12 protein-coding genes and 1 pseudogene are annotated in these 17657 nt (G+C 63.5%); 6 read left to right on the forward strand and 7 right to left on the reverse strand.

Going from position 1 to position 17657, the window contains the following annotated elements:
• Together ACILQR_RS09735 and ACILQR_RS09740 are read right to left on the reverse strand one after the other, a co-directional pair.
• Nucleotides 1–124 (reverse strand): annotated as a pseudogene (locus ACILQR_RS09735) (L-lactate dehydrogenase); the annotation flags it as partial.
• A 40-nt stretch (nt 125–164) separates the two neighbouring features.
• Nucleotides 165–2534: a glycosyl hydrolase family 95 catalytic domain-containing protein gene (locus tag ACILQR_RS09740; protein WP_395651238.1), complete on the reverse strand. Its 2370-nt coding sequence runs from the start codon at nt 2532–2534 to the stop codon at nt 165–167.
• Between the two features lie 241 nt (nt 2535–2775).
• Here ACILQR_RS09740 and ACILQR_RS09745 point away from each other — a divergent pair, with 241 nt between their 5' ends.
• Nucleotides 2776–6162, forward strand: coding sequence for a TonB-dependent receptor (locus tag ACILQR_RS09745; RefSeq protein ID WP_395651239.1), 3387 nt, complete (start codon nt 2776–2778; stop codon nt 6160–6162).
• Between the two features lie 128 nt (nt 6163–6290).
• Nucleotides 6291–7601 (forward strand): polysaccharide lyase family 1 protein, encoded by a 1311-nt coding sequence (locus ACILQR_RS09750; protein WP_395651240.1) that lies wholly within the window; start codon nt 6291–6293, stop codon nt 7599–7601.
• Here the strand turns inward: ACILQR_RS09750 and ACILQR_RS09755 are convergent.
• The 4 genes from ACILQR_RS09755 to fucP are packed head-to-tail and all read right to left on the reverse strand — an operon-like array spanning nt 7598 to nt 11845.
• Nucleotides 7598–8902, reverse strand: coding sequence for an L-fuconate dehydratase (locus ACILQR_RS09755; RefSeq protein ID WP_395651241.1), 1305 nt, complete (start codon nt 8900–8902; stop codon nt 7598–7600). The two genes, ACILQR_RS09750 and ACILQR_RS09755, sit on opposite strands and share 4 nt — an antisense overlap.
• A gap of 11 nt (nt 8903–8913) precedes the next feature.
• The gene (locus ACILQR_RS09760) at nt 8914–9759 is read right to left on the reverse strand and encodes a fumarylacetoacetate hydrolase family protein (RefSeq protein WP_395651242.1); all 846 of its coding nucleotides are present in this window, start codon (nt 9757–9759) and stop codon (nt 8914–8916) included.
• A gap of 11 nt (nt 9760–9770) precedes the next feature.
• The gene (locus ACILQR_RS09765; RefSeq protein WP_395651243.1) at nt 9771–10520 is read right to left on the reverse strand and encodes an SDR family oxidoreductase; all 750 of its coding nucleotides are present in this window, start codon (nt 10518–10520) and stop codon (nt 9771–9773) included.
• Complete coding sequence (gene fucP / locus ACILQR_RS09770) at nt 10517–11845, reverse strand: L-fucose:H+ symporter permease (protein ID WP_395651244.1); 1329 nt, start codon at nt 11843–11845, stop codon at nt 10517–10519. Before fucP ends, ACILQR_RS09765 begins: the two co-directional genes overlap by 4 nt.
• Nucleotides 11846–12030: 185 nt before the next feature.
• Here fucP and ACILQR_RS09775 point away from each other — a divergent pair, with 185 nt between their 5' ends.
• Nucleotides 12031–12807, forward strand: coding sequence for an SDR family oxidoreductase (locus ACILQR_RS09775; RefSeq protein ID WP_395651245.1), 777 nt, complete (start codon nt 12031–12033; stop codon nt 12805–12807).
• Between the two features lie 6 nt (nt 12808–12813).
• Here the strand turns inward: ACILQR_RS09775 and ACILQR_RS09780 are convergent, their stop codons facing one another.
• Nucleotides 12814–13590, reverse strand: a complete 777-nt coding sequence (locus tag ACILQR_RS09780) for an IclR family transcriptional regulator (protein ID WP_395651246.1) — start codon at nt 13588–13590, stop codon at nt 12814–12816.
• Nucleotides 13591–13846: 256 nt separating this feature from the next.
• On the opposite strand from ACILQR_RS09780, the gene ACILQR_RS09785 reads away from it, so the two are divergent.
• From ACILQR_RS09785 to ACILQR_RS09795, 3 genes are all read left to right on the forward strand, one after another.
• A complete protein-coding gene (locus ACILQR_RS09785; protein ID WP_395651247.1) occupies nt 13847–14803 on the forward strand; it encodes a zinc-binding alcohol dehydrogenase family protein in 957 nt (318 codons plus the stop codon).
• Nucleotides 14797–15651, forward strand: coding sequence for an amidohydrolase family protein (locus ACILQR_RS09790; RefSeq protein WP_395651248.1), 855 nt, complete (start codon nt 14797–14799; stop codon nt 15649–15651). The genes ACILQR_RS09785 and ACILQR_RS09790 overlap by 7 nt, the downstream gene beginning before the upstream one ends.
• Nucleotides 15652–15728: 77 nt before the next feature.
• On the forward strand, nt 15729–17657 hold a 1929-nt coding region (locus tag ACILQR_RS09795; protein ID WP_395651249.1), incomplete at its 3' end, for a sugar-binding domain-containing protein.

Below are 17657 nucleotides of genomic sequence, written 5' to 3' on the forward strand. Positions count from 1 at the left end.
AGTCCTCGACGTTGCGGCGCAACGTCTGTTCCGCGTAGGCCCCGCCGTCGATGTAGTGGAACAGGAACGGCGGCAGCTTGCGGCGTGCGGCCTCGCGGAAATCGCCGGGCGAGGAGATGATCACATGGCGTTCCTCTCCGCGCGTGTGAGTTGTCGTTCTTTCTCTAGATTGAGAGCGTCGTAACGCCCGAGCGCGGCATGGTGACAGTCTGCACCCGCTCCCCATAGCGGATGCGAGTTGATGAGCCCGGAAGACCTCGAATGATCGTCGATCTGAGCTTTCCTGCACTCCAATCGACATCCAGCGAGAACCCACCGCGGGCACGCACACCGTGCAGCTTGCCGTCCGGCCATGCAGAGGGCAGGGCGGGCAAGAGTTCGATCTCTCCAGGCCGGGACTGCAAGATCATCTCGACCATGGCGTTGGTGCCACCGAAGTTCCCGTCGATCTGGAATGGAGGGTGGGCGTCGAACAGGTTGGGATAGGTCCGTTCCGGGCCGAGCAGGAGCGACAGGACGCTGTGCGCATGATCGCCTTGAGCCAATCGGGCCCAAAGGTTGATGCGCCAGGCCGTGCCCCAGCCCGTCGCGTAGTCACCACGAATCTCAAGCGATTTGCGGGCCGCAGCGGCCAGGGTTGGGGTTTCGCGTAACGAGATCTGGTGGCTCGGGAAGAGGCCGTACAGGTGCGAGACGTGGCGATGGTCCATCTGAGGTGCCTCCATGTCCCAATCCTCCATCCATTCCTGCAACTGGCCAGCCTTGCCGATGCGATCGGCAGGCAGCCGCTCGCGGACTGTCATCAGTTGCGTCCGGAAAGCGGCGTCGCGCCCCAGAATTCGAGCGGCTTCGGTTGTCTGGTCGAAGAGATCCCGCAGGATCTGTCGGTCCATGGCGGGGCCCTGGCACAGGGCACCGCCCATCGGGTGGTTGTTCTCAGGGGACATGGAAGGGCAGGTCACAAGACCTGCGCCGGAAGGGTCTTCGACCAGGGTGTCAAGGAAGAACTCTGTGGCACCTTTCATCAGAGGGTAAACCTCAGCCAGATAGGCCGTGTCCCTTGAGTAGTCGTAGTGATCCCACAGGTGGGTGCAGAGCCAGGCTCCGCCCATAGGCCACATGCCAAAGCGCGCGCCGTCGATGGGGGCTGTCGCGCGCCACAGGTCGGTGTTGTGGTGGCAGACCCATCCTCTCGCACCATAGTTGACACGCGCCGTGACCGCCCCGGTCTCGGCCATCTGCCGGACCATGGCGATCAGAGGCTCGACACACTCCTGCAGCCCGGTCGGCTCGGCCGGCCAGTAGTTCATCTCGGTATTGATATTGATCGTGTATTTCGAACCCCATGGCGGGCTGAGTTTGTCGTTCCACAGACCTTGCAGGTTGGCGGCCTGTGTCCCGGGACGCGAACAGGAGAGAAGCAGGTAGCGACCATATTGGAAGTACAGGGCGGCGAGCGCCGGGTCGTCCATGCTCTGGGATTTGGCCACGCGCTGATCGGTGGAAGCCAAAGCTGCGTCAGTGGTGCCTACTGCGAACCGCACCCGATTGAACAAGGGCTGATAGTCCGCCAGGTGGCGTTCCCGCAGTGCCTCGAAATCTGGCGTGACGCGAGCGAGGGTCGCTCGGTTTGAACTTGCGGGATCGCCGCTGACGTCCTTAGGGCCCCTGTAGCTGGTCGCCATGGCGATGAGCAGTAAGGCTCCGTCCGCTCCATCGACCCGCAAGGTTTCTTCATCCGCGTGGATGCGTCCGCCATCCGCGATGATCCGGACGCGCGTCTCGAAGGTGAGGGCGGAGGCAACCTCGTGCTGCCCGGTGTTTCGTCCTGTCAGGATCAGGCAATCGCCTTCGATTTTCGCCGATCCGGATTGGGCGGTTTCAAAAGACGCTTCGAAGTCCAGCGCCCCGGGTTTGTCGACTGTCAAGCGAACGACGATGACATCGTCAGGGGCGGAGGCGAACGTCTCGCGACGGAAGGTTACGCCGTCCTGACGGTACTCCGTGCGCGAAATCGCGGTCTCGAGGTCCAGTTCGCGTCGATAACCGCTTGCGGCCGAGGAGACGCCGAACGTCAGCATCAGATCGCCGATCGTCTGGTACGACATTTGCCGGATCGGGGTAGCCATCATCTGGGCCTGGGCGAGATTCTGAGCCTCGAGGTATTTGCCATCAAATATCAGACGACGAACTTCGGGCAGGGCGACGTGCGCTGCAGGATTGGACGGATCGTAGGGCCCACCGCCCCAGAGGGTGTCTTCATTCAACTGAAGACGGTCACGGGCGACACCGCCGAAAACCATGGCACCCAACCGTCCGTTCCCGATCGGCAGGGCCTCGGTCCAGAGCTCGGCCGGACTGCGGTACCAGAGCTTGAGTTCAGCGTCCTGGCCGGTCCGCGGCAATGGAACGACCGGGGTCGTGACCGCCTGTCTTGCCAGTGTTCCGAACGGCAAGGCAGCAGCACCGATCACCGCTGCGCTCCCAAGGAGCAAACTGCGGCGCGACGCACCGATAGGCATTGAGTTGGGCATGTCCTCTCCAGACGTCCTTTCTTGTCACAGCCGTCCACCACTGGCCAAGCGGCTGTCTTAGCTCGTCGTCGATTCCGGGCACAGGTTGTGAACGCCAGATGCGACATCGATCAATTGCAGCAGCGTTAAAGCACACCAGAATATCCTTGCACAGGTGCGATGATATGCGCATATATGATGACACTGCCGATCAAGAGCAGTGTTTTTCAAGGGGCCAACGAGCCCCTGCGGAGGGATCGTCATGAAGTACACTCGCACCTCAGTGCTCGCCTGCTCCGTCGCATCGGGTGTCATCCTGACGGCCCTGGCCGGGACGGCGCTCGCTCAAGCGCCGGCGGCCCCTCAATCCGAGGATCCGTGGGCCAGCCAGGTCGATGAAGTGATCGTGACCGGCTATCGCCAATCCCTGCGACGGGCGCTGGACACCAAGCGCAGATCCAATGTCATGATCGACGAGATCAATGCGGAGGATATCGCCGACTTTCCGGACGCTAATCTGACTGAATCTCTTCAGCGCCTGCCTGGCGTCTCGATCGACCGGGACAACGGCGAAGGCCGGTCGATCTCGGTGCGCGGTCTGGGCGGCGACTTTACCCGCGTCCGTTTGAACGGCCTTGAGACCCTATCGACGGCTGGCTCCAACGACTCCGGCTCCAGTCCCAACCGAGGGCGCGGTTTCGACTTTTCCACCTTTGCATCAGAGCTGTTCAGTTCCTTGCGGGTTCAAAAGACGGCCCAGGCAGAGACCGACGAAGGAGCGCTCGGGGCGACTGTCGATCTGATCTCGGGCCGGCCATTCAACTTCCGAGGGCCGCGCTTCGGCCTTTCCGTTCAAGATTCATATTATGAGTACGGCGAGACGCATAACCCGCGTATCGCGGCGCTGGTGTCAAACCGCTGGACGTTCAATCGGATCGGCGAGTTCGGGCTTCTGGGTTCCGTGGCCTACAACAAGCGCAATACGCTGAGCGACAGCTTCGAGCGTTCGCCCGGCCAGTCTGACTACGCCTACCGTGGCGCCACTTTCCAGGGCACCAGCACGCCGGCCGGTACAGAGTTTCAGGGTTTCGCGCGACCGGCCGGGACGACCATTCCGAACGTCACCAATCCGAATGCCCTGGCGCTGCTGACGGGATCAAATCCGGCGGCCTACGCTCTCATCAACGGCAATGGTCGCGGATCGCTGGTGCGCATCCCCGCCCTCCCGACCTTGAGCCATCGCGATATCGAACAGGAGCGCGTAGGCGTCACGCTCGGGGCGCAATGGCGGCCGACCGAGCGGACAACCGTCAGCGTCGATGGCCTGTACTCGAAGTTCGACAGTTCATCCATCAACTATCAGTTGTCGCCCATCGGGCTGAACCGCAACAACACCAATGGCGTCATCCCCAACGCCACCAACTACAGCTTCAATACCGCACGCCCCGGCGCGCCGAGCCCGGGGACGACGGCAACCAACCAGGGGACTGCAACTCAGCGCCGCGGTCTCTACGCGAGCTGCACAGCCCAAACGACGGCATTCTCCAGTGATGGCACGCAGATTCGCGACCCTATCGATTGTGGTCAGACGCTCGGCGGCGGAACCCTGGTGAACGGCTACCAGTTCAGCTTCAACCCGAACAACCTTGATCCCTACGAATACTACAACAACCCCCTGTCACCGGGTTATGTGCTAGACGCCTACGGTCTGGCGGGACGCGGCGCTCTGATCGGACGGCCGGCGACGCGCCTCATCGATGCGGCGGTGAGTGAGGACGGAACGCAGGCCACATACCTCAAGCTCGGTAATGTGGATCTGGCGTCACGAGCCGACTCGGGTAGCTTCACGACAGAGTTTCAGCAGGCGTCCATCAATGTGGACCATCAGTTCACCGATCGGTTTCGGATGAACTTCATCTACGGCGCGTCCAAATCGACGAACGAAAGTCAGGGTCTGGTCGCCGAGTTCAATCGCATGGACTCCGGCAACGGAACGCCCGGCAATGACTATTTCATCTACGACGCCCGGGGTGACGGTGACTTTCCGCTCCTGAACTTCGGGTTCGACGTGGCTGACCCCACGAAGTGGGATACTGTCAAAGGGTTCTCGGTTCTTCGCCACTACCGCCGGTTCGTCGAGAACACCTACAACGGCGGCCGACTGGATTTCGCCTTCGACGCCAACGAGCAGATTACGCTGAAGTTCGGAGGAAGCCGACGCAATTTCGGGTTCAGCACGACGCAGTTTGATCGCCAGACCGCCGATACTCTCAACCCCACGCTACGCGAAGGCGGTTCCCCGACAACGGTGGCGCAGATGGGGCAGCTGATCAGCTGGGGACAGGGCCTGGACGTGCCGGCAGGCATGCCGACGTCGTTCTTCGCCCCCAGCCTGGAGGCGTTCGATGCCCGGTTCGGCTTCACCTGCAACTGCATCAACAAGTGGGGCGACTGGCGTCTGTCGAGCCTGCGGAGCCCCTCCAGCACATTCGGCGTCGATGAAACCGACACCAGCTTCTATCTGCAGGCGGACTTCAACACACTGCTGTTCGATCGTGAACTGCGGGGCAATGTCGGGGTCCGCTATGCCCTGACGGAACTGGAATCGTCGGGTTTGACCACGACGGCCCGGCGTGTGTCTGCGACGAACGAGTACGATGACACCCTGCCGTCGTTCAACGTCGTCTACGAGTTCGCGGACGACATGTACCTTCGCTTTGGCTATGCGAAAGTGATGGCAAGGCCTTTGCTGGGGAACCTGGCGCCCAGCGTCACCGGCTTCTCCGTACCCAACACCGCCGGCGCGACAACGGGCGGAAGCATCACGCTCGGCAATCCAAAGCTTCAGCCGTTCCGGGCGGATAATTTCGATCTCAGCTTCGAATGGTACCCGAGCCGCGACACGCTGTTTTCAGTGGCGCTGTTCAACAAGGAGATCGGCAGTTTCCCCCAGACGATCGTGGGCGAGGACACCCTCACCGCCATCCTGACCGCCGATCAGATCACCCAGCTCAGGGAGGCGTTCCTGGACGCACCTGGTGCTACGCCGAACGCCAACCTTGCGAACCAGCGCGCCTATATCGACAACAACCGGGTGTTCTCGGTCCGTCAGTTTCGCGATGCCCCCGGAGGCTATCTGCGAGGGATCGAGATCAGTTTCCAGCAGTCCTTGTCGTTCCTGCCTTGGTATTTCGAGAACCTGGGCATCCAGGCGAACTACACCCACATTGAGAGCGAGCTGCAGTACATCCTTAATCCCCAGCCCCTCGTCGTCGGTGGGGCACCGTTCCTGGGGGCTTCGCCCGACGCGTTCAACTTCACTCTCTACTATGAAGTACCGAAATTCTCGGCCCGGGTCTCGACCGCCTATCGTGCCGGCTATCAGACGACCTATCCCCTCGCCACCGGCACTTGCAATCCAGGCGTCTGCGATAGCCCGCTCGTCAACGATTTCGGCGGCAGCCAGAAGACGATGAACGTCGATTTCTCCTCCACCTACAAGGTGACCGACAATGTCAGCGTTATGTTCGAAGCCTTGAACCTTACCGACCAGGCCAACGACCGTTACGCCTATCAGGACAGCCCCGTCGTCACCGCATACGGCAAGAACGGCCGTCAAATCTTCCTTGGCGCGCGGATGACCTTCTAACGCCGATGTTTCCCCACCCTCCTCCCAAGGAGGTACCTTGAGAGGGGGCGCTGTTTCAGCGTCCCCTCATTTTTTGTCCGCCATACCGTGCGAGGCATCTTGCGCGCCACCGAACCAAGGCGACCGACATGATCGACAGACGCACGCTTGTTGCGGCCGCCTGCTCCGCCACCGTCATCACACCATCGCTTGCCCTGGCCTCCTCGCGACGTCGCGCTTTTCCCGGTGCCATGGGCTGGGCAGCTTCGACTCCTGGCGGCCGAGGCGGTGCCGTGCTGCGGGTCACTAGCCTGGCGGCGGATGGGCCGGGCTCGTTGCGTGCGGCATTGGAGGTTGAAGGTGCCCGCATAGTCGTATTCGAGGTGGGAGGTGTCATCGATCTCGGCGGACGCGACCTCAGAATCCAGCACCCCTTCATCACAGTCGCCGGTCAAACAGCGCCTGAACCCGGCATCACGATCATTCGCGGCGGGCTGTTCATGACGGGTCACGACGTCATTCTTCGCCATATCCGGGTCCGGCCGGGCGCGAACGGAGCGGCTCCGCGCAGCGGTTGGGAGGTGGATGGACTGTCGACCCGCAGTGCTTGGAACGTCATAATCGATCAATGCTCGTTCAGCTGGTCGACGGACGAGAACCTTTCCGCTTCGGGGCCGCGCTTCGAGGGTGGTCAAACCGTTGAGGACTGGCGTCAGAACACTTCCCGCAAGATCAGCTTCACCCGCAACATCGTCGCCGAGGGGCTATCGAATTCCAGCCATTCGAAGGGGGAACATTCAAAGGGATCTCTGATCCACGACAACGCGACCGAAATCCTGATCGCGGGCAACCTCTACGCACACAACTACGAACGCAATCAGCTGTTCAAGGGCGGGGCCCACGCGGTCTCTGCAAACAACCTGATCTATGATCCCGGCAATCGCTGCATGCACTATGCGCTCAACGCCTCCGAATGGGTCGGGCATCCGTGGGAGGTCGGTCAGCTCGCGATCGTAGGCAATGTGACCCGGGGCGGCAACTCGACCCGCGCTGACCTCCCATTCCTGATCGTTGAAGGGCAGGGGGACCTGGATCTTTACGCCTCGGACAATCCGGCGATCCATGCCGATGGCCGACCGTTCGATCGATTGGGCGTCATCTCGGACGGTACGCCGGTGATCCGGACGATGCGTCGTGCGCCGGGCTGGCCAGCCGGCTTCCGCGCCCGTCCTTCCGACCAGGTTCAGGCCTGGGTGACGGCGGAGGCCGGCGCGAGGCCCTGGTCGCGCGACGCCGTGGACCGGCGGATCCTGGAAAACGTCAGAGCCGGCACAGGTCGGATCATCGATGATGAGCGTGAGGTCGGCGGATATCCCCGGCCGGCACCAACGCAAAGGCCGTTTGTAGAGCGCGACTGGAATCTGGCCGACATGACGCGCCGGGACGGTCGTCCCAGCTAGGCCACCGCGCTGTTCGGGACAGAGGTTCCCCGGAACGCATAGCGACGCAGTGATTCCGGCTTCATCTCGATCGAAAAGCCGGGTTGCCTCGGCGGCATGTAGGCGGCCCCGCGAATCTCGCAGGGCTCCAGAAAATGCTCATGCAGGTGGTCGACGTACTCGATCACCCGGCCCTCTCGCGTGCCCGAGATCGCCACATAGTCGATCATCGAAAGGTGCTGGACGTACTCGCACAGTCCGACCCCGCCCGCGTGGGGACAGACGGGCAGATCGTATTTGGCGGCCATCAGCATAACCGCCAGAACCTCGTTGAGCCCGCCCAGGCGACAGGCGTCGATCTGCACAACGTCGATGGCCCCGGCCATCATGAATTGTTTGAACAGGATGCGGTTCTGGCACATCTCGCCCGTCGCGACCTTGATCGATCCAATCCCGCGCCGGATCGCCGCGTGGCCCAAGACGTCGTCGGGACTGGTCGGTTCCTCGATGAACCAGGGCTTGGCGAAAGCCAGGTCATTGACCCAGTCGATGGCCTCGCCGACCTCCCAGACCTGATTGGCGTCGATCATCAGGGTGACGTCGTCGCCGACCGTTTCGCGCGCGATCTTCAGGCGGCGGATATCGTCTTCGCGGTTCTGGCCGACCTTGAGCTTGATATGGCGAAAGCCGGCATCAACGGCTTCGCGGGCAAGCCGGCGAAGCTTGTCGTCGCTGTAGCCCAGCCAGCCGGCGCTGGTGGTGTAGCACGGGTAGCCCTCGGCCTCGAGGATACGAATTCGCTCGGCCTTGCCGGCCGCCTTAGCCTGGACCAGAGCCAGCGCTTCCTCGGGAGTGATGCAGTCGGTCAGGTAGCGGAAGTCGATGGCGCGGACGAGTTCCTCGGGCGTCATGTCGGCAACAAAGCGCCAGACGGGCTTGCCAGCCGCCTTGGCCAGCAGGTCCCATACGGCATTGACCACGGCCCCGGTGGCGAGGTGGATGGCACCCTTGTCGGGACCGATCCAGCGCAGCTGACTGTCGCCCGTGACATAGCGCCAGAACCGTCCCGGATCGTCCCTGATCCAGTCGAGTTCGAGCCCGACGACGCGTTCGCGCAAGGCCTCGATGGCGACGATGCAGATCTCGTTCCCGCGACCGATGGTGAAGGTCAGGCCATGGCCCTCCAGCATCGGCCGATCCGTCTCCAGGACGACATAGGCGGCAGAATAGTCCGGCTCGGGATTCATGGCGTCCGAGCCGTCCAGGGACGCGCTGGTCGGGAAGCGAATGTCGGCGGTGCGCAGGCCGGTGATGCGGGGCATTGGTAGACTTTCTAGACGGTCGCGACGACGCGCTGGCGCTGTTCGCCAAGGCCGTCGATGCCGAGGCGGATTGACTGCCCTACCTCTAGATAGACCGGAGGTTTCTGACCGAGACCGACGCCGGCCGGGGTGCCGGTGGAGATGACGTCGCCAGACTGCAGGCTCATGAACCGACTGACATAGGCGACAAGGGTCTGGACCGAAAAGACCATGTTGGCGGTGGTGCCGTCCTGATAGCGGCGTCCGTCGACCTCGAGCCACAGGCGCATGTCGGTGGGGGCGGGTGCCTCGTCCGTGGTGACCAGCCAAGGCCCGATGGGGCCAAAGGTGTCGCACCCCTTGCCCTTGTCCCAGGTGCCGCCCCGGTCCATCTGGAAGGCGCGTTCGCTGACGTCATTGATGACGCAATAGCCCGCGACGTGATCCAGGGCGTCGGCCTCGTCGATATAGCGACCGGGCTTGCCGATGACGACCCCGAGTTCGACCTCCCAGTCGAGCTTGGTGGCGTCCCTCGGCATTTCGATGTCGTCATGGGGACCGCAGATGGCGCTGGTCCACTTGTTGAAGATCACAGGCTCGGCCGGAACCGTCAGGCCGCTTTCTGCGGCGTGGTCGCTGTAGTTCAGGCCGATGCAGATGAACTTTCCGACAGCGCCGACACAGGGTCCAAGGCGGGGTGTGCCTTCGACGATGGGTAGTTGATCGATATCGAGGGCCTGCAGGGCCTTCAGCCCCTCTGGCGTCAAGGTCGCCCCAGCGACGTCAGGCGTGACGCCCGAGAGGTCGCGAATGCACCCCTCCATGTCGAGAAGACCCGGGCGTTCCGACCCGGGGGGGCCATAGCGAAGCAGTTTCATGTGATAACTCGTCAGTTGACCCAGCCGCCGTCGATCACGTGAACGGCGCCGGTGGTGAAGGCGGATTCATCGCCCGCGAGATGCACGGCGAGCGCGGCGACTTCCTCAGGTCGGCCCAGGCGACCGACGGCCTGTCGCGCCTCGTAGGCCGCCATGACCTGGTCGAAAGTCTCGCCCTGGGTCTGCGCCTGTTCGGCGACCCGCTGGCGCAGGGAAGGGGTCTCGATCGTGCCCGGACAGATCGCGTTGCAGCGGATTCCGCGTCCTACATAGTCGGCCGCAATCGCCTTGCTGAGGCCAATGACCGCCGCCTTGGTGGCCCCGTAGGCGAACCGGTTGGGAATGCCCTTCACGCTCGACGCGATCGACGAGATGTTGATGATGGAAGCCGCACCCCTGTCCAGCATCCCGGGCAGCAGGGCGCGGCAGGTCCGGTAGGCGGCGGTCACGTTGAGATCCAGCGAACGTGCCCAGGCCTCCTCATCGCAGGCCAGGATGTCGCCCGCGTAGACCACTCCCGCGGCGTTGACGAGGATGTCGAACGTGTCGAAGTCGTTGGCCAGTCGCTCGACGGCTCCCCTGTCTGTGACGTCGAGGATCAGGGGGCGAACCCCTTCGCGTCCCTCAAGCCGGGCCAGGGCGTCGGCGTTGATGTCGGCGGCTACGACCCGTGCGCCTTCGCGGGCGAACGCTTCCACGATCGCCAGGCCGATGCCCTGTGCTCCCGCAGTGACCAGGGCGTATTTGTTCTTCAGTCTCAAACGTCTGCTCCTGCAGTGTTCTGGTCTGGGCTGGCGTCGGCGCGCCGATGCATGACGCCATAGACTGCGACGACCGCAAAGGCGGCGAGCGGCAGAAGCATGGCAGCCCGCAGACCGCCTTGGCCATGGCTGATCCAGCCCATGATCGGCGGGGCGATCGCGCCGCCGATGATCGACATGATCAGCAGGGACGAGCCCAGCGCCTGATCCGGGCCGAGATCGCGAACGCCCAGGGCGAAGATGGTCGGGAACATGATCGACATGAACAGGCCGGTCAGCAACAGCGCGGCGATGGCACCAACCCCAGGCAGGGTCATGGCCAGACCGCAGAGCACCACATTGGCGATGGCGAAGATCAATAGAAGTGTCACCGGAGACACCTTTTGCATCAGGGCAGCCCCGCCGAAGCGCCCCAGGGTGAACAGGCACAGGCTCCCTGACAGAAGGAAGGCGGCGTTGCGCTCGCTGACGGCCGGATCGACCTCTTTTACGAAGTCGATGAAATAACTCCAGACCCCGACCTGGGCCGCGACATAGAAGAACTGAGCGACCACCGCGCCGACCAACAGGGGATTGCCAACCAGCCGACGCCAGCCGTGCGCCTGTCCGGCGGCTCTGTGAGGCCGGATCGTGGGCAGGGGAACGCGAGCGATGGCGACAGCGACGCAGATCACGATCAGGGCCAGCACCAGATAGGGGACCTGCACCATGGCGGCCTCTCCCGCCCGATAGGCCGCCAGGTCGGACGCAGACGCCGCCGCGAGGGTGCCATCGTCCATCTCCACACCGGAGAAAATGAACAACCCGCCGACGATCGGGGCAATCACGGCACCCACGCCGTTGAAGGCCTGCGCCAGATTGAGGCGTTGAGCCGCGCGAGTGGGATCGCCGAAGGCGACGATGTAAGGGTTGGCCGCCGTCTCCAGGCACGCCGCGCCGGCCGCCAGGACGAAGAGTGCCCCCAGGAAGGCACTGTAGACGCGCATTTCAGCGGCAGGCCAGAACAGGAGGGCACCGGCGGCGTAGAGGCCGAGCCCCAGAACAATGCCCGCGCGATAGCCGAACCGACGCATTACCATCCCGGCCGGCAGGGCCATGACGAAATAGCCGATGTAGAAGACAAACTGGATCAGGCCCGCTTCGGCGCGGTTCAGATCGAGTGCCTTCTGGAATTGGCGGATCAGGACGTCGTTGAGGTTGTTGGCGATCGCCCACAAAAAGAACAGGCTGACAACCAGCGCGAACCCCAGCCGGAATCCGGGCGTTATGAGGCCGGTGCCGGATCGGTCCCCTGACATTGGTGGAGGGGCTGTAAGGATCGCCATGACCGTGTCGTTCCCGTGAAGCTGATCCGCTCAAACGCGGCCTGCTCGCTTTTCGTTGTATATATGAAGATGGCATCGCATATGTGGTGAAGGCGATCAAGCCTCGGCGCGTCCGGGCAAGCGTCTGCTAGAACGACTTTAAGCGCCAGAGAGCGCCGGCTTCGGCCGACTTTGGAGGATTGACCATGGATCTGGGACTGCGCGACGGCGTCGTGATCGTGACGGGCGGCGGAGCCGGGATCGGCGGAGCTATTTCGATGCTTCTGGCGGAGGAGGGGGCGATTCCCGTGATTCTGGGTCGAAGCCCGCTCGATCCAGCCTTCGAGGCGTCAATCAGGGCAATCCAGACCCGGACACGGTTCATCCAGATCGAGCTGGGCGATGACGCGGCCTGTGCGGACGCCGTAGCCGAGGCCGCTGCATTGGGCCGGGGCCTTCGGGGGCTGGTGAACAACGCCGGCGCGAACGACAGCGTCGGGCTCGGCCGGCCCCTCTCAGACTTCCTCCAGTCGCTGACGGGCAATCTCGGTCATTATTTCAGCATGGCCCACCATTGCCTGCCCCATCTCCGCGAAAGCCGGGGCGCGATCGTCAATGTATCCTCAAAGACCGCGCTCACCGGCCAGGGCGGTACGAGCGGCTACGTAGCGGCCAAAGCCGCTCAGCTGGGTCTGACGCGGGAGTGGGCCGCGGAACTGGCCCCTCACGGCATCCGCGTGAACGCGGTCTGCCCTGCAGAGGTCATGACGCCCCTCTATCGGCGCTGGCTGGACACGTTTCCGGATCCGGAGTCTCACCTAGCCGAAATCACCCAACGTATTCCTCTGGGCCGGCGGATGACCACCGCGCGCGAGATCGCCGAGACCGTGGTCTTCCTGCTGTCGGAACGGGCGGGTCATACAACCGGCCAATGGCTGTTCCCGGACGGCGGCTACACCCATCTGGACCGGGCCCTGACTTGAAGAAGGTCAGGGTCGGACTTCGGCACCGATCAGTCGCTCCGAAATCCGGTTGGCCGCCTCGGTCAGCGCCGCCGCGGCCTCGGTCAAGGACACCTGGGCGTTCAGCCGTTTGAGAAAAGGAATGGTCAGGGCCGCGACCGCCGAGCCGCCGCGGAACACGGGCGCGGAAACGTCGCTGACGCCCTCGACGAACCGGCTGGGGGAATGCTCCTGGCCGCTTTTCACCACGCGCGCCGCGCGCTTTTCGAAGGTTTCCAGTGTCTCGGCGTCGATGGACGGGTCGAAGCTCTGTCGCCAGCTGTGCCGCACATCGTCGGATTGGTAGGCATAGAGCACGGCCCCGGATGCGGTCTTGGGCATGGGCTGGCGGTAGCCGACCGGAAGCGAGAAGGAGAGCTGTTGACTCGATTCCATCCGGGCGATGACGATGATGTCCCCAAGCGCCCGCACCGCCAGGTGGCAGGACTGCCCACAATAGTCGGCGAGCTTGCGCATTTCCGGCAGAGCCACTTCCACGAGGGATCGCATGAGCGGTCGCTCCAGACCCAGCGACAGCAGACGGTCGGTGAGCTGATAGCCGTCAGTGCCGGCGACCTGCTCGATATAGCCCCGGTAGACGAGCACCTGGACCATGCGGAAAAGTTCGCCATGCGACCGGTCGAGAATCCGGCCCGTCTCATTGATCGTCAGGGGACGATCGGACCGTGCGAGCAGTTCCAGGATATCGAGGCCCTTCTCCAGCGCCGGCGCCTTGTACCGGCGATCTTCCGCCACCTTGAGCATGGTGTCCCGTTCCTGAATTCCAGAACGACGAATGCCGAGAGGCGGCGAGCGCGTCAACTGGAACGCCTCACAAGTCCGCACAACGACTTGTCATATGTGCGAAGGTATCGGCATATATGATAAATCTTCGGATTGCTCCGGATGAGAGAGGTACGATCCCATGCAAGAAGCAAGCGGCCTGAACAGGGCACCGGTTGCCATGATGGAGGTGGTCGTCTGCACTGAGCCGGGTCTGTTGGAACGCGGAAGGCGTGCGATGCCCAAGGCCGGACCCGGCGAGGTCCTGGTTCGTGTCCGGCGCGTCGGCGTCTGCGGCACGGACATGCATATCTATCGTGGTACCCAGCCCTACCTGACCTATCCTCGCGTCATGGGGCACGAGATGTCGGGGGAGGTCGTCGAGGCACCGCAAAGCAGCGGATTTGTGCCGGGTGAACCGGTCTACGCGCTTCCGTACTTGTCATGCGGCCACTGCGCCGCCTGTCGCAAGGAGCGGGAGAACTGCTGCATGCGTATCGAGGTGCTCGGCGTTCACCGGGACGGCGCGATGGCGCAGTATATCGCGGTTCCGGCTCGCTTCCTCCGGTCCGCCGAAGGCGTTACGCTCGATGCGGCCGCGATGGTCGAGTTCCTCGCGATCGGTGCCCACGCGGTTCGCCGGGCCGACGTTCGCTCGGGTCAGACGGCCTTGGTCGTTGGGGCGGGTCCGATCGGAATCGCCGCCGCCCTTTTCGCCAAGCTGCGTGGTGCGACGGTGACCGTGGTCGACCGGCGCGAGGACCGCATGGCCTTCTGCCTGGCGGAGATCGGCGCGGATCATGCCGTGATCGCTGATGACGCTGCGTCGTCTCAACTGTCAGCCCTCACCGGGGGCGACTTTTACGACGTGGTGTTTGATGCGACCGGCAGTCCCCAGGCGATGGAAGCCGGTTTCGCCTATGTGGGTCACGGTGGGACCTATGTCCTGATCTCCGTGGTCGGTGCCGACATCACTTTCAACGATCCGGAGTTCCATCGCCGGGAAACCACCCTGCTTGCCAGCCGCAACGCCGCCCCCCAGGATTTCGAAGCGGTCATCGATGCGATGCGACGCGGGGTCGTGCCGGTCGCCGCCCTGAACACCCACCGAGCCGAGCTTTCGGCCCTGCCCGATGTCATGGAGACCTGGATGGATCCGGCCAGCGGCGTGATCAAGGCGATCGTAGCGTGCTGATCGATGCTCACCAGCACGTCTGGCGCCTCGACGCGCCGGGCCATGAGTGGCCCCGACCCGACCTGCCGGCAATCCACCGCGATTTCGACCTGAACGACTTCTGGGCCGTCGCCACGCCAGAGGGCGTGACCGGTACGGTGTTGGTCCAGTCCCAGCCGAACATCGGCGACACCGGGTGGTTGCTGGAGACCGCGTCCCGCGATGAGCGCGTGCTGGGGGTCGTCGGATGGGTCGATCTGGCGGCATCAGACGCCGCCGAACGCATCCGCGAACTCGCGAACCATCCGAAACTGCGGGGCTTGAGGCCGATGCTCCAAAGCCTGTCACCGGACTGGATTTGTGACCCCGTTCTCGATCCTGCCGTCGAAGCCATGCTTGATGAGGGTCTGAGGTTCGACGCTCTTGTCCGGCCAGAACACCTCCCGGGGCTCGGCCGATTTGCCGACCGCTGGCCTGACCTGCCGATCATCATCGATCATGCCGCCAAGCCCGCTATCGTCTCGGGTGGCTTCGAGGCCTGGGCCGACGCCATGGCTCCGCTGGCCGAGAATCCCCGCATCGTCTGCAAGCTGTCGGGGCTGCTGACGGAAGCGAGCCCCGATCAGGGCTATGACGATCTACAGCCCTACATTGGCCATCTGGTCGAGATGTTCGGGCCCGAGCGCCTGATGTGGGGCAGCGACTGGCCGGTGGTGACCCAGGCCGCGACTTATGGCGACTGGCTGGCCTTTGCGCGTCGAGCGGTCTCCATCTTTGCTTCCGGACACGAGCAGGCGATCTTCGGTGGCACCGCCCTGTCGTTCTACGGCGGGTTCGCCGAGCCTGTCGCTGCCCGCCACACCAGCTGATTTTCTCTCGTCGTGCTCCACAGGATTACCCCATGCGTCTTGATCGGCGAACCTTCCTTTCGGCGACGAGCCTCTCGATGGCTACAGCCGGTGCTTCGGCCGCCATGCCGAACATCGCCAAGGCAACAGATCGCGTTTCGCTCGCGATTCCCGACGAAGGCTGGAGCCTGTGGATCGACGAAGCGGCGGCCTGGCGGGATGACGCCATCCATCTGCCCAGCACGGTCGATCTGACGACCCTGCCTGTCAATCCACCGACTGGAGGGTGGAGCAGTCTGCGCTCGGCCTCGGCCCTGAACGTCGATCTGCCGACAACGGTCGAGCAGCATCTCTGGGGCAAGTTCGGAACCCGGCCCTACGGTGCCGACGAGTATCGCTACGCTGAGACCGATGATGTGCCGCAATACGGGGCCTACAAGGGCGTGTCCTGGTGGTCGAAGGCGATCGACATCCCGGCCGAGGCGGCGGGGCGACGAGTAATGTTGAACCTGCGCGGCGCGCGGCTGCGAGCGGAGGTTTTTCTGAACGAGACCCTGGTCGGCTATTCCATCATGGCCGAACTGCCGTTCAGTTGTGATCTGACCGGCGCGATGCGACCCGGTGGGGCAAACCGGCTGGACATCCGGATCACCAATCCAGGCGGGCGTTACGATTGGCGGGATTCCACCACCATGATGTGGGGCGCTGCCAAGCTGTTCGCTTCGCATGGCTTTGGAGGCCTGGATCGTGGCCTGGCGCTGAGCCTGCACCCGCTGACAGCGCGCATCGACGACGCGTGGGTGTTGAATCTGCCGGAGCCACGGACGGTCACAGGCTTCATGGAGGTGGTCGTGGATGGACCATCCGCATCGTATCGCCTGGCCGAACTGCGCACGAGAGCCACCGTTGAACTGGTCGACGATCGGTCGGGTATGACGGTGCCTGCCGAAATTCGTCTGGAGTCATTCGAGGCAGTCGAGGACCGCAGGCTGCGCGTGTGCTTCACGATTTCGGCTCCAGACGCGCGTCTGTGGGACCTGGAGACCCCGGAGCTCTATCGCCTGCGTTTCCACTGGACGGAAGGCGAGGGGCGGGTGGATACGCGCGAAGCACGATTTGGCTTCCGCTGGTTCGGCGTCGAAGGTGTGGGAACCGACGCGCTGCTGCGCCTGAACGGGCGTCGGGTGCGGCTGTATTCAGCAATCTCGTGGGGCTACTGGGGATACAACGGCCTGTGGCCGACACAGGAGCTGGCGCGCCGCGAGGTGACCTCCGCGAAGGCGCTGGGTCTGAATACGCTTCACTTTCATCGCAACGTCGGCAAGGCCGAGGTCTTCACAGCTATGGACGAGATGGGCCTGCTGCGGGTCATGGAGCCGGGAGGCGGACGTCACGGCATCGGTCCGGATCGCGAGCCGGGAACGCCGCTGTCGCCGGCCGACCAGTTCAGCGTCAACTTCATCGTCGAAAAATGCCAGGCCATGGCGAAGGCGTTTCGCTCGCACCCATCCCTGGTCCAGTACACGTTACAGAACGAGATCGGCGCCAACCTGGCCAATCCAGAGGTCCAGCACGTGCTGAAGGCCATCCACGACCTGGACCCCAGCAGAACCGTTATCCTGAACGACGGCTTCGTGAAACGTGGTGCCGCCCAGGCGATGTACCTGCCGTACAACGACCACTACTTCCGCTCCGATGTCGAACCGGCCGGCGGCTGGTGGGTCGAGCACCAGGGTGCCGGTGACCAGTGGTACGACCGGTTCTACCAATCCAGGGATGACTATATCCATCGCGAGACAGGCAAGACCTATATCATCGAGTTCGGCGAGATGCAGGGCTGCGCCGTCGCCGACAACCACGTGAAGATGATCGCCGACATCCTGGCCAATGGGGGCAAGAGCTACGATCTGGAAGATCACAAGGTCATCGTCGCCGAGACCAATGCCTATCTGGATCGGTGGGGCTTCCGGGACGCCTTTCCCACGACCGAGAGCCTGTTCCTGTCTGTAGGCCGCAAGGTCTATGAA

Origin of the sequence: Brevundimonas sp. (assembly GCF_044239655.1) — a bacterium.
Lineage (GTDB): Bacteria > Pseudomonadota > Alphaproteobacteria > Caulobacterales > Caulobacteraceae > Brevundimonas.